This window comes from Shinella agrisoli (assembly GCF_046557955.1).
In the GTDB taxonomy this organism is placed as follows: Bacteria; Pseudomonadota; Alphaproteobacteria; order Rhizobiales; family Rhizobiaceae; genus Shinella.
On sequence record NZ_JBJIEP010000004.1, the window covers coordinates 123,035 to 136,901 of the forward strand.

Annotated in this window: 10 protein-coding genes; 7 read left to right on the forward strand and 3 right to left on the reverse strand. The window is 67.0% G+C overall.

Annotation, left to right across the window (positions count from 1 at the left end; all coding sequences use genetic code 11):
* Positions 1-51: 51 nt before the first annotated feature.
* Together ACIIOY_RS04710 and ACIIOY_RS04715 are read right to left on the reverse strand one after the other, a co-directional pair.
* Entirely contained in the window at positions 52-189 is a 138-nt protein-coding gene (locus ACIIOY_RS04710) for a hypothetical protein (protein ID WP_411033467.1), read from the reverse strand.
* Positions 190-281: 92 nt separating this feature from the next.
* A complete protein-coding gene (locus ACIIOY_RS04715; RefSeq protein WP_411033468.1) occupies positions 282-521 on the reverse strand; it encodes a hypothetical protein in 240 nt (79 codons plus the stop codon).
* 112 nt (positions 522-633) lie between these two features.
* Between ACIIOY_RS04715 and ACIIOY_RS04720 the strand changes: the two genes are divergently transcribed.
* Positions 634-2,163: a UxaA family hydrolase gene (locus ACIIOY_RS04720; RefSeq protein ID WP_411033469.1), complete on the forward strand. Its 1,530-nt coding sequence runs from the start codon at positions 634-636 to the stop codon at positions 2,161-2,163.
* Here the strand turns inward: ACIIOY_RS04720 and ACIIOY_RS04725 are convergent, their stop codons facing one another.
* Positions 2,164-3,201, reverse strand: coding sequence for a GntR family transcriptional regulator (locus ACIIOY_RS04725; protein ID WP_411033470.1), 1,038 nt, complete (start codon positions 3,199-3,201; stop codon positions 2,164-2,166).
* Positions 3,202-3,407: 206 nt separating this feature from the next.
* Between ACIIOY_RS04725 and ilvD the strand changes: the two genes are divergently transcribed.
* From ilvD to ACIIOY_RS04755, 6 genes are all read left to right on the forward strand, one after another.
* Entirely contained in the window at positions 3,408-5,243 is a 1,836-nt protein-coding gene (gene ilvD, locus ACIIOY_RS04730; protein ID WP_411033471.1) for a dihydroxy-acid dehydratase, read from the forward strand.
* Between the two features lie 155 nt (positions 5,244-5,398).
* Complete coding sequence (locus ACIIOY_RS04735; RefSeq protein ID WP_411033472.1) at positions 5,399-6,133, forward strand: DUF899 domain-containing protein; 735 nt, start codon at positions 5,399-5,401, stop codon at positions 6,131-6,133.
* Between the two features lie 41 nt (positions 6,134-6,174).
* Positions 6,175-6,951: a VOC family protein gene (locus tag ACIIOY_RS04740; protein WP_411033473.1), complete on the forward strand. Its 777-nt coding sequence runs from the start codon at positions 6,175-6,177 to the stop codon at positions 6,949-6,951.
* 129 nt (positions 6,952-7,080) lie between these two features.
* Positions 7,081-10,398: a transglutaminase family protein gene (locus tag ACIIOY_RS04745; RefSeq protein WP_411033474.1), complete on the forward strand. Its 3,318-nt coding sequence runs from the start codon at positions 7,081-7,083 to the stop codon at positions 10,396-10,398.
* A 36-nt stretch (positions 10,399-10,434) separates the two neighbouring features.
* Complete coding sequence (locus ACIIOY_RS04750) at positions 10,435-12,828, forward strand: circularly permuted type 2 ATP-grasp protein (RefSeq protein ID WP_411033658.1); 2,394 nt, start codon at positions 10,435-10,437, stop codon at positions 12,826-12,828.
* Positions 12,829-12,849: 21 nt separating this feature from the next.
* Positions 12,850-13,737: a transglutaminase family protein gene (locus ACIIOY_RS04755; protein ID WP_411033475.1), complete on the forward strand. Its 888-nt coding sequence runs from the start codon at positions 12,850-12,852 to the stop codon at positions 13,735-13,737.
* The last annotated feature ends 130 nt before the right edge of the window (positions 13,738-13,867 follow it).

The following is a 13,867-nucleotide window of genomic DNA, read 5'->3' on the forward strand; positions in this document are numbered from 1 at the left end:
GGCCGGCCCGTTCGCCACGGGCCGGCCTTCTGCATTCCGCGATCGGATCGATCAGTTCAGCGGAATCCGGACCCCGCCTTCCGAGGCCGGCGGACGGGCATAGGTCGTGTTGTCCGCAGCCGTCGTGCTGCAGCCTGCGAGCGCCAGGACCGCAAGCGCGGCGACGATGAAACCGGAAATGGGACGCATGATCCTCTCCTTTGTGATGTGCCCGTATGACATAGGGGCTTGCGGCGGTTCCGTCTACAGAAGCCGAAAGGAAAAGTCGGCGGGTGCCAGGCTTAGCGAAAGAGCGGCCGGCTCACCACTCGGCGAAGCTGCCGTCCGCATGGCGCCAAACGGGGTTGCTCCACCTTGTCCCAGGTGTCGCCGGCCCCGCCCATCCGGCTGGAAAGGTCGCGTGCGGCAAGATCAAGATCGAAAATGTTGCGCGAACAGGCTTCCGCCCGCGCCCCGTCGCGCAGGCGCGGCGCATCGAGCAGTTCGCGATGCGCGTCCAGCGCTTCGTCATGCCTCGCCACGGCACGTTGATGGCAAAGACCAAGGGCCTTCGGTTCAAAGGCGCCCGCGATTCGTTATATTGACTTTTGCCGACAGAGTGCATAATGCGCCGTCCCAACCGCAGGAGCCGCCATGCTCGCCCATCCTCCCGTCGTGCTCGTCCTCAACCCGAAGGACAATGTCGGTGTCGTTCCCGCCAATGTCGATGCCGGCCGGACCCTCTTTGACGGCATTGCGGCGGTCGAGCGCATCCCGCGCGGGCACAAGGTGGCGATCGCACCGATCGCGGAGGGTGCGCCCGTGCTGAAATACGGCCAGGTCATCGGCCATGCGACGAAGGCGATCCGCCCGGGCGAGCACGTGCACCTGCAGAACCTCGCCATCCGCGACGTCGCGCTGGAACACGAATTCTGCGTCGACAACGCCCCGCCCGTCATGGTGCCGGCCGCCGAGCGGCGCACCTTCGAGGGCTACGACCGCGGCAACGGGCGCATCGGCACGCGCAACTATATCGGCATCCTCTCCACGGTGAACTGTTCCGCCACCGTCTCGCGCTACGTCGCCGAGCACTATGCCCGCAGGTTCCGCGAGGCCGGGCATGACAATATCGACGGCGTGGTGGCGCTCACCTACGGCGGCGGCTGCGCGCTGAACCTCAGGTCCGAGGGCGGGCGCATCCTCACCCGCACCTTCAAGGGCTATGCCCGCAATCCGAATTTCGGCGGCATCCTGATGATCGGTCTCGGCTGCGAGACCTTCCAGTACGGCCCACTCGTCGCGGAGGCCGGGCTGGAGGAAGGAAAGACCTTCCGCACGATGATGATCCAGAACCAGGGCGGGACGAGGAAGACGATCGAGGCGGCCTGCGAGATGATCGACGACATGCTGCCCGACGTCGGCCGCACCCGCCGCACCGTGCTGCCGCTCTCCGGCATCAAGCTCGCGCTCGAATGCGGCGGCTCGGACGGCTATTCCGGCATATCTGCCAACCCCGCCCTCGGCGTCGCCTCCGACCTCCTGGTGAAGGAGGGCGCGACGACCGTGCTGTCCGAAACGCCGGAGATCTACGGCGCCGAGCACCTGCTCACCCGCAGGGCCGCCCGGCCTGAGGTGGCGGAAAAGCTGCTCGCCCGCATCGACTGGTGGCGCGACTACACGGCAAGGAACGACGCCGAGCTCAACAACAACCCTTCGCACGGCAACAAGGCGGGCGGCCTCACGACCATCCTCGAAAAGTCGCTTGGCGCCGTTGCCAAGGGCGGCTCCATGCCGCTCAACGCCGTCTACGAATATGCCGAGGAGGTGACCGAATCCGGCTTCGTCTTCATGGATACGCCCGGCTATGACCCCGCCGCGGTGACCGGCCAGATCGCAGGCGGCTGCAACCTCGTCGCCTTCACCACGGGCCGCGGCTCGGTCTCGGGCTACAAGCCGGCGCCGTGCATCAAGATCGCCACCAACACGCCGATGTACGAGCATATCCGGGAGGACATGGACATCAATTGCGGCACGATCGTTGACGGTACCGAAACGATCGAGGAGGCCGGCCGCCGCATCTTCGAATTCGTCATCGAGACCGCCTCCGGCCGCAAGACCGCCAGCGAGTCCTTCGACTACGGCGACAACGAATTCGTGCCCTGGCAGGTCGGCGCGATCACCTGATCAGCGCGCGACGGGCGCCGCATAGGCCGGCATGTCTGGCCGGTGCGCCGCCCGCAGTTCTGCGACACGCCCGATGACCTTGGGCAGGGACACGGAGATGTGGTGGCGCAGTGTCTCGACGGCCCGTGAATTGTCCTCCACGTCCAGCGCCCGGAAAACGGCGAGATGCTCGGCGATGAAGGGCTCGTCGGCCGGCATGCGGTGCGAGACGCCGATGATGTGCTTGCTGACGTTCAGCATGAAGCGGGCGCGGCGCAGCGAGATCAGCAGTTCGCGGTTCGGGCAGTAGCCGAGGCAGGTTATGTGCAGGTCCGTTTCGAGATCGTCCATCGCCTCCACGGAAAGGTCCGGATAGGCCGCCAGCGCCTCTTCCAGCCGCTCCGTCATCGCCCGGCGTTCGGCAGGCGGGATGAAGGGGGCGGCCTGCGTCAGCGCCATGGGCTCCAGCGCGATGCGTATGTCGTGAAGGTCGCGCATGCGCTGCTCGTCGAGCGGCACGAGCGTCCAGCGCATCCGCTCGTCCTTCTCCAGGATGCCGAGCGCCTCCAGCCGGGTCAGCGCATCGCGCGCCACCTGCCGCCCGACGCCGCGGGCCCGCGCCAGTTCCACCTCGTTGATCCGGTGGCGGCCGAAGACGGAGAGGTGGACCATCTCCCGCTCCAGGCTCTCGTAGATCGCCTCCCAGGCCGGCGCCTTGCGCAGGACCGGCGCTTCCTCGTCGAGACCCAGCATCCCGGCCGTCAGCGTCACCCGCTTCGGTCCGCCCCGCCCCTGCCCCACCAAGAAGCCGCGGCCATCGAAGCGGCGGATCAGCCCCGCGGTCTCCAGAAGCGCAAAAGCCTGGCGGACGGGCGTGCGCGTGGAGGCGAAGACCGTCGCGACAGGTCCCTCGAGCAGCAGCGCCCCTTTCGGCAGGCGTCCGGCGGAAATCGCCTCGGCCAGCACGTCGCGGATGCGCAGATAGAGCGGGCTCTTGTCGAGCGCCGCCTCGGCGCCTTCCGCACCGGTTTCCGCAAGAACATGCCCTGTGCCGATCATGGCGCGGACCATCGCACGAATGCATTGTGCCGACAACGGTCATGTCTCGCCTGGACCAACGGCAACGAAATTGCGCCGCACCGTCAAAAAAACGTCATTCCTTTCGTGACGCGGGGGGCGTTTTGCGCTAGGGAACCCCGTGAGGCTCGCAATCCGGCCATTCAGGGGCCATATGCGGACCACGCCCGATCTCAAGGAATTCGACCATGCCCGCATATCGCTCCCGAACTACCACCCACGGCCGCAACATGGCCGGTGCCCGCGGCCTCTGGCGCGCGACCGGCATGAAGGATTCGGATTTCGGCAAGCCGATCATTGCGGTGGTGAACTCCTTCACCCAGTTCGTGCCCGGCCACGTGCATCTGAAGGACCTCGGCCAGCTCGTCGCGCGCGAGATCGAGGCGGCCGGCGGCGTCGCCAAGGAATTCAACACGATCGCCGTCGACGACGGCATCGCCATGGGCCATGACGGCATGCTCTATTCGCTGCCGAGCCGCGAGATCATCGCCGACTCGGTCGAATACATGGTCAACGCGCACTGCGCCGACGCCATGGTCTGCATCTCGAACTGCGACAAGATCACGCCCGGCATGCTGAATGCCGCCATGCGGCTCAACATCCCGGCCGTCTTCGTCTCCGGCGGCCCGATGGAGGCCGGCAAGGTCGTGCTGCACGGCAAGACCCATGCGCTCGACCTCGTCGACGCCATGGTCGCCGCCGCCGACGACAAGGTCTCCGACGAGGACGTCAAGGCCATCGAGCGCTCCGCCTGCCCGACCTGCGGCTCCTGCTCCGGCATGTTCACGGCCAACTCGATGAACTGTCTGACCGAAGCCCTCGGCCTGTCGCTGCCGGGCAACGGCTCGACGCTCGCCACGCATGCCGACCGCAAGCGCCTCTTCGTCGAGGCCGGCCACCTGATCGTCGACCTCGCCCGCCGCTATTACGAGCAGAACGACGAGAGCGTGCTGCCGCGCACCATCGCCAACAAGAAGGCCTTCGAGAACGCCATGTCGCTCGACATCGCCATGGGCGGCTCGACCAACACGGTCCTGCACATCCTGGCGGCCGCCTACGAGGGCGGCGTCGATTTCACCATGGAAGACATCGACCGCCTGTCGCGCAAGGTGCCGTGCCTTTCCAAGGTCGCGCCCGCCAAGCAGGACGTCCACATGGAGGACGTGCACCGCGCCGGCGGCATCATGCGCATCCTCGGCGAGCTCGACCGCGGCGGCCTCATCCACCGCGACACGCCGACCGTGCATGCCGAAACGCTCGGCGACGCCATCGACCGCTGGGACATCACCCGCACGAACTCGGAGACGGTGCGCACCTTCTTCCGCGCCGCGCCGGGCGGCATCCCCACCCAGGTCGCCTTCAGCCAGGCGTCCCGCTGGGACGATCTCGATACGGACGGCGAAAAGGGCGTCATCCGCTCCGTCGAACATCCGTTCTCCAAGGACGGCGGCCTTGCCGTCCTGTCCGGCAACATCGCGCTCGACGGCTGCATCGTGAAGACCGCCGGCGTCGATGAATCGATCCTGAAGTTCTCCGGACCGGCCGTCGTCTTCGAAAGCCAGGATGCGGCCGTGAAGGGCATCCTGAGCGGCGAGGTGAAGGCCGGCGACGTCGTCGTCATCCGCTATGAAGGCCCGAAGGGCGGCCCCGGCATGCAGGAAATGCTCTATCCGACGAGCTACCTGAAGTCGAAGGGTCTCGGAAAGGCCTGCGCGCTCATCACCGACGGCCGCTTCTCCGGCGGCACCTCGGGCCTCTCCATCGGCCATGCCTCGCCGGAAGCGGCGCAGGGCGGCGCCATCGGCCTCGTGCGCCAGGGCGACATCATCGAGATCGACATCCCGAACCGCACGATCAACCTTGCGGTTTCCGAGGACGAGCTTGCCGTCCGCCGCGCCGAGCAGGATAGGCTGGGCTGGAAGCCGGCCGCCCCGCGCAAGCGCAACGTCACCACGGCGCTGAAGGCCTATGCCGCCTTCGCCGCCAGTGCCGATAAGGGCGCCGTGCGCATCCTGCCGGAATAATCGCCGCTGGCGGGCGCGGCGGCTGGTCCGCGCCCTTTCCATCCGGCACATCTCCCCTATCTTCCTCTTCGGGCGACCGGGCCTGCTTTGACACGGGCGATAAATGTTGATACCAACTTATTTTCCCGAAAGCCCGTGAAGGAGGAGTTGCGAGCATGAGACCGAACCATGAGATCGTATCCCGGGAGGATTGGCTGGCCGCGCGCAAGGCGCTGCTCGCCCTGGAAAAGGAAGAGACGAAGCTGCGCGACAAGGTGCGTGCCGAACGCCTCGCCCTGCCCTGGGTCAAGGTCGACAAGGCCTATGCCTTCGACACGCCCGAAGGCCGCAAGACGCTGGCGGAGCTGTTCGACGGCCGCAGCCAGCTCATCGTCTATCACTTCATGTACGGTCCCGACTGGGAGGCCGGATGCCCCGGCTGCTCCTTCATGGCGGACCATATCGACGGCATGCTGCCGCATCTCAACAATCACGACGTGACGATGATCGCCGTCTCCCGCGCGCCGCTGGAAAAGCTTCTGGCCTACAAGAAGCGCATGAACTGGAAATTCCCCTGGTTCTCCTCCTACGGCAGCGACTTCAACTTCGACTACCATGTCTCCTTCACCAGGGAGGAACTGGCCAGCGGCAAGGTCATGTACAATTACCGCGAGACCGCCGCCGCCGATGCGCATGACGAGCTTCCCGGCCTCAGCGCCTTCTTCAAGGACGAGGACGGCACGGTCTACCATACCTATTCGGACTATGCCCGCGGCGGCGAGGAGATCCTGGGGACGCTGATGATCCTCGACCGCGCGCCGAAGGGCCGCAACGAGACCGGCACGCTCAGCTTCGTCAAGCGCAAGGACGAATATGCGGATGCGCAGAAGGCGCACGCCTGCTGCGACTGAATCATCCGTTGCAGCGCCAACGAGAAAACGAGGAGGAACCGATGCACAAGGACTACGGCAAGTTCTGCTGGTACGAACTGATGACGACGGACCTGCCCGCCGCCGAGCGCTTCTACGGCTCGGTCGTCGGCTGGTCGACGCGTGATTCCGGCATGCCGGGCATGGACTATACCCTCGCCTATGCCGGCGAGAACCAGGTCGCGGGCATGATGACGCTTCCCGCCGAGGCGCAAGGCATGCCGCCGTCCTGGATCGGCTACATCTTCACGGACGACATCGAGGCGACGGCGCGGGACATCGCCGCCAATGGCGGCCTGATCCATCGGCAGCCGGAGGATATTCCCGGCATCGGCCGCTTCGCCGTCGCCGCCGATCCGCACGGCGCCGTCTTCTCGCTCTTCTTCACCGAGGACCAGGGTCCGCAGCAGCCCGCCATGATGACGCCCGGCCATGTCGGCTGGAACGAGCTGATGGCCGGCGACCTCGACACCGCCTGGGACTTCTATTCCAGGACCTTCGGCTGGACGAAGGACCAGGCCATCGACATGTCGGAAGGCGGCATGGGGACCTACCAGACCTTTGCCGTGCGGGGAGGCGAGGCCATCGGCGGCATGATGACGAACCCGCCCGGCTCGCCCGCTCCGCCCAATTGGGGCTATTACTTCGTGGTCGAAGGCCTCGATGCGGCCGGAAAGCGGGTCACGGATGGCGGCGGCAGCATCGTGATGGGGCCGATGGAGGTGCCCGGCGGCGCCTGGATCCTCAATTGCCTCGACCCGCAGGGCGCCTATTTCTCGCTGGTTTCCACGACGCGCTGATCGCCGCGACGGCGGGGCGCGGGAGGCTGCCGGCACCCCGCGCCATTCCCGCTTGCAATCTCTCTTCGCATTGCACAAACTCCCCGCGATGGCGGCACGAGACCGTCACCGAGGGGAACAAGAGAGCGTATGTCGATCAAGGCCGGTATCTACCACCTCACCCATTACAGGTACGACAACCCGGTCCGTCTCGGACCCCAGATCATCCGGCTGAAGCCGGCAGCGCATTCCAAGACCAAGGTCATCAGCCATTCGCTGAAGATCTCGCCCGGAAACCATTTCGTGAACCTCCAGCAGGACCCCTACGGCAACTATCTCGCCCGCTACGTCTTTCCCGATCCGGTGACCGAGCTGAAGATCGAGGTCGACCTCGTCGCGGACATGACGGTCTACAATCCGTTCGACTTCTTCGTGGAGGAAGAGGCCGAGCACTGGCCCTTCGACTATCCCGAGGACCTGCGCGAAGACCTCAAGATCTACCGCGCGCCCGAGCCGCTGACGCCCGCCCTCGAAGCCTTCCTGAAGACCGTCGACCGGTCGCGCCAGCGCACGGTCGACATGGTGGTCGGCCTCAACGCGCGGCTCCAGCAGGAGATCGGCTACGTCATCCGCATGGAGCCCGGCGTACAGGCGCCGGAAGAGACGCTGACGATCGCCAGGGGCTCCTGCCGCGATTCGAGCTGGCTGCTCGTGCAGATCCTGCGCAATCTCGGTTTCGCCGCCCGCTTCGTCTCCGGCTACCTCATCCAGCTCGCCCCGGACCTCAAGGCGCTCGACGGTCCATCCGGAACCGATGTCGATTTCACGGACCTCCATGCCTGGTGCGAGGTCTATATTCCCGGCGCCGGCTGGATCGGCCTCGACCCGACCTCCGGCCTGCTCACGGGTGAAAGCCACATCCCGCTCGCCGCCACCCCGCACTACCGCAACGCCGCGCCGATCACCGGCGGCTATTACGGCACGGCGAACACCGGATTCGACTTCGTGATGCGGGTGATGCGCGTCGCCGAGCATCCGCGCATCACCAAGCCCTTCTCCGACGAGAGCTGGGAGGCTCTGAACGCGCTCGGCCGCAAGGTCGATGGCGTGCTCGCGGAGAACGACGTCCGCCTCACCATGGGGGGCGAACCGACCTTCGTTTCCATCGACGACTTCGAATCGGAGGAATGGAACACCGAAGCCGTCGGCCCGACCAAGCGCGAGAAGGCCGACCGGCTCATCCGCCGGCTTCGCGAGCGTTTCGCACCCGGCGGCTTCCTGCATTACGGCCAGGGCAAGTGGTATCCGGGCGAAAGTCTGCCGCGCTGGACCTTCTCGCTCTACTGGCGGCGCGACGGCAAGCCGATCTGGCACGACCCGGACCTCATCGCCGAGGAAGGCGGCGAGGCGGATGTCGGGCAAACCGACGCCCGGGCGGTCCTGGCGGGCATCGCCGGGGAACTCGGCATCGACGCGGACATGGTGCAGCCGGCCTACGAGGATCCCGCCGAGTGGATCGTCAAGGAAGGCAACCTGCCGGAGAATGTCGATCCGTCGAACTCGAAGCTGGAGGATCCGGAAGAGCGCAACCGCATCGCCCGCGTCTTCGAGCGCGGCCTGACCGCGCCGACCGGCTATATCCTGCCGGTGCAGGCCTGGAATGCGCGCGCAGGCGACCGGCGCTGGATCAGCGAGAGATGGAGCACGCGCCGCGGCAGGATTTTCCTCGTCCCCGGCGACAGTCCGGTCGGCTATCGGCTGCCGCTCGGCTCGCTGCCCCATCTTCCGCCCTCCAGCTATCCTTACATCAATCCGTCCGACCCGTCCGAGGACAAAGACCCTCTGCCGGATTTCGCGAAAGCCGGCCGCGCGCTTGCCGAGGCATCGTTCCAGCCGAGCGAAGCGGGCCAGGCCCGTGTCGAGCAGGTCCGCAGCGACATCGTCGGCGCGGTGCGGACGGCCATGAGCGTGGAGGCGCGCGACGGCCGGCTCTGCATCTTCATGCCCCCCGTCGAGCGGGTCGAGGACTACCTGGAACTGGTGAGCGCCGCCGAGCGCGCGGCCGCGGCCCTAGGGCTGCCCGTCCATATCGAGGGCTATGCTCCGCCGCATGACGAGCGCATCAACGTCATCCGTGTCGCGCCCGATCCGGGCGTCATCGAGGTCAACATCCATCCGGCCTCCACCTGGGACGAATGCGTCGACATCACCAGCGCGGTCTACGAGGAGGCGCACCAGTCGCGTCTCGGCGCCGACAAGTTCATGATCGACGGCCGTCACACCGGCACCGGCGGCGGCAACCACGTGGTCGTCGGCGGCAGGAGCCCGAACGACAGCCCTTTCCTGCGACGCCCGGACCTCCTGAAGAGCCTCGTGCTGCACTGGCAGCGCCATCCCTCGCTCTCCTATCTCTTCTCCGGCCTCTTCATCGGCCCGACCAGCCAGGCGCCGCGCATCGACGAGGCCCGGCACGATTCGCTCTACGAGCTGGAGATCGCGCTCGCGCAGGTGCCCGCTCCCGGCCAGGGCGCGCCGCCCCTGCCCTGGCTCGTCGACCGCCTCTTCCGCAACCTGCTCGTCGACGTCACCGGCAACACGCACCGCTCGGAAATCTGCATCGACAAGCTCTTCTCGCCGGACGGCCCCACCGGCCGGCTCGGCCTTGTCGAGTTCCGCGGCTTCGAGATGCCGCCGAATGCCCGCATGAGCCTTGCCCAGCAACTCCTCATCCGTGCGCTCATCGCCCGCTTCTGGCTGAACCCGGCGGCGGGAGGCTTCGTGCGCTGGGGCACCACGCTGCACGACCGCTTCATGCTGCCGCACTATGTCTGGCAGGACTTCCTCGACGTGCTCGCGGACCTCAAGGCGAACGGCTTCGACCTCCGCCCGGAATGGTTCGCCGCCCAGCTCGAATTCCGCTTCCCCTTCTGCGGCGAGGTCGAGTATGAGGGCGCCGGTCTGGAGCTCCGGCAGGCGCTGGAGCCCTGGCATGTCATGGGCGAACAGGGCGCGATCGGCGGCACAGTGCGCTACGTCGATTCGTCCGTCGAGCGGCTCCAGGTGAGGCTGGAGACCACCAATCCGGAACGCTACGCCGTCGCCTGCAACGGCAGGCCCGTGCCGCTCAAGCAGACGGGCACGAAGGGCGTGTCGGTCGCCGGCGTGCGCTACAAGGCCTGGCAGCCGGCCTCCGGCCTCCATCCGGTGCTGCCCGTCAACACGCCGCTTACATTTGATATTTATGATACATGGTCGCGAAGAGCGGTCGGAGGCTGCATTTATCACGTTGCCCATCCGGGCGGACGCAACTATGAAACCTTTCCGGTAAACGGCAACGAGGCCGAAGCACGCCGGCTGGCGCGGTTCGAGCCATGGGGGCACAGGGCGGGCGGCTATACGCTTTGGCCGGAGACACCGCCGGCGGATTTTCCGCTGACGCTGGATCTGCGCCGGCCGCCCGGAATCTAGCCTCCGGCAGGAGTATGCGGATTGAAGACCACCAGCGTGGAGGCAGGGCGTATCGGGGCGGACGCGGCGCGAACGCCGTCGCGCGCCTATGCGCCGCTTTCCGGCGTTGCCGACGAGATGGTCGACACGCACGGCGAGGTGCGCCCCGTCTGGCGGCATTTCCTGGCGGCGCTCGGGCGCATGGACGAGGCCGAGCTTGCCGGCCGCTTCGCCCGCGCCGACCGGTACCTGCGCGACGCCGGCGTCTTCTACCGCGCCTACGGCAAGGAGGCGAGCACCGAGCGCCCCTGGCCGCTCTCCCACATTCCGGTGCTCATCGATGAGGACGAGTGGGAAAGCCTGTCGCGCGGCCTGATCCAGCGCGCCGAGCTCCTGGAGGCGGTCGTCGCCGACATCTACGGCAGGAACGAGCTCGTCGCCAACGGCCTGCTGCCGCCGGCCCTCATCGCCTCCAACGGCGAATTCCTGCGCCCGCTCGTCGGCGTGCAGCCTGCCGGCGGCCGCTTCCTGCACTTCGTCTCCTTCGAGATCGGCCGCGGCCCGGACGGCAACTGGTGGGTGCTCTCGGATCGCACGCAGGCGCCCTCCGGCGCCGGCTTCGCGCTGGAGAACCGCGTGGCGACGACGCGCGCCTTCTCCGACGTCTATGCGGAAACCCACGCCCACCGCCTTGCGGGCTTCTTCGGAGCCTTCCGCAACACGCTCCAGGCCAACAAGTCGCCCGAGGACCGTATCGCCGTCCTCACCCCCGGCCTTGCCAACGAGACCTATTTCGAGCACGCCTACATCGCCCGCTACCTCGGCTTCATGCTGCTCGAAGGCGAGGACCTGACGGTCGTCGGCGGCAAGGTGATGGTGCGCACGGTGGCGGGGCTCAAGCCCGTCGGCGTGCTCTGGCGCCGCCTCGACGCCGCCTTCGCCGATCCGCTGGAACTCAACCAGAACTCCCATATCGGCACGCCGGGCATCGTCGAGGCCTTGCGCTCCGGCTCGGTCAGCATCGTCAACGCCCTCGGCGCCGGCGTCGTCGAGACGCGCGCCATGCTCGCCTTCCTGCCGAACATCTGTCGGCAGCTTCTCGGCCAGGAGCAGATCCTGCCGTCGGTCGCCACCTGGTGGTGCGGCCAGAAGGGCGAGCGGGAGCATGTCGCTGCCAACATCGAGCGCATGGTCATCGGCCCCGCCTATTCCACCCGTCCCTTCTTCGACGACAACGGACAGTCCGTGCTCGGCGCGACGCTGCGCGACACGGCAAGGCAGTCGATCGCCGAGTGGCTGGCGACCGACGGCACCAAGCTGGTCGGCCAGGAGGCGGTGACGCTCTCCACCACGCCCGCCTGGGTGGACGGCAAGCTCGTGCCGCGGCCGATGTCGCTGCGCGTCTTCGCCGCGCGCACGCGCGACGGCTGGCAGATCATGCCCGGCGGCTTCGCCCGCATCGGCGCGGGCGACAACGTCGCGGCCATCGCCATGCAGGAAGGCGGCTCGGCCGCCGACGTGTGGATCGTCAGCCGTAAGCCCGTCGAGCGCACGACGCTGCTGCCGGCCGAGGAGGTCTTCACCCGCAACATGCCCGGCAGCCTGCCGAGCCGCGCGGCCGACAACCTCTTCTGGCTCGGCCGCTATATCGAGCGGGCGGAGGGCGCGCTGCGCATCCTGCGCGCCTGGCACGGCCGCTATGCCGAATATGCCGATCCCGAACAGCCGCTCCTGAAGGACGTCAGCGACTATCTCGACGCGCTCGACATCGACACGTCGGAAGCCGTGCCGACCAGCCTCATCCGCAATATCGACAGCGCCGTCTTCTCCGCCAGCAACATCCGCGACCGCTTCTCGCCGGACGGCTGGCTGGCGCTCACCGACCTGTCCAAGACCGCCCGCCGCTTCCACGTCTCCGTCCAGCCGGGCGACGACGCGACGCGCGCCATGACCGTGCTTTTGCGCAAGCTCGCGGGCTTCGCCGGCCTCGTGCACGAGAACATGTACCGCTTCACCGGCTGGCGCTTCCTGTCGATCGGCCGCTATCTGGAGCGCGGCCTGCACATGACCCGCCTGCTCGGCCACATGTCCGGCGAGGACGCGCCGGACGGCGCGCTCGACATGCTGCTGGAGATCGGCGACAGCGTGATGACCCACCGCCGCCGCTACAACGTGGCGACGGCACGCCTCACGGTCACCGACCTCCTGGCGCTCGATCCGCTCAACCCGCGCTCGATCCTCTACCAGCTGAACGAGATCAAGAACGAGGTCGAGCAACTGCCGAACGCCTATGCCAACGGCCAGATGTCGCCCTTCTACCGCGAGGCCATGCGGCTTCATGCGGGGCTGGCGGTGTTGACGCCGGAAACGATGACGGATGGGGTCTACAAGCGCTTCGAGACGGAGCTCGAACGGCTTTCCGACATTCTCGCGCAGACCTATCTGAGCTGAGCGGGAGGCAGGCGCCGGAACATGCTCTACGATGTCAACCTCCATATCGGCTACCTCTACGACACGCCGGTTTCGGGCGGCCGGCATATCGTGCGCGTGCTGCCGCTCTCCATCGGCGGGCGCCAGCGGCTCGTCGCCGGCACGGTGAGCGTCTCGCCCAGCCCAGGCGAACGGGTCGACCATCACGACTTCTTCGAAAACCCGATGAGTTCCATCCTTTTCCGCAGTCCGCACGACCGGCTGGACATCCGCATGCAGGCGCGCGTTCATGTCGACATGCCGGAACCTGCGGCCGACTTCTCGCCGCGTGTCGCCGACCTGCCGGAAGACATCGCCGGCTACTGGTCGCTCGACGCCGGCTCTCCGCACCACTTCACCGGCCCGAGCCCGCGCCTGAAGGATTGCCCAGAGATCGCCGAATACGCCCGCGAGACCGCAAAGCCCGACATGACGATCCGCGCGATCGCGACGGCCATCTGCGCGCGCATCCACAAGGATTTCACCTATGATCCGAAGGCGACCAGCGTCGACACGACACCGCGCGAGGCTTTCAGGCTGAAGCGCGGCGTCTGCCAGGACTTCGCCCATGTGATGATCGTGGCGCTGAGAAGCCTCGGCATTCCGGCCGGCTACGTCAGCGGCTTCCTGCGCACCATCCCGCCGCCGGGCAAGGAGCGGCTGGAGGGAGCCGACGCCATGCATGCCTGGGTGCGCTACTGGTGCGGCCGGGTGAACGGCTGGATGGAGCTCGACCCGACCAACGACATTCCCGCCGGCACCGACCACATCGTCGTCGCCTACGGCCGCGACTATGCCGACGTGGCGCCGGTCATCGGCGTTCTCAAGGGCTACGGCCAGCACAAGACGACCCAGGCCGTCGACGTCGTTCCGGTCCGCCAGACGGCGTGAAATCCCGTTTGGGAACAACCGCACAAGCCGGAATTTCGGGACCGGCGCAATTTTACGAAAACTATACTACGCATCCGAACCGTTGAATAAGACTTCGCTGGTAGCTTCAGCCCAACAGTACGACGACGGT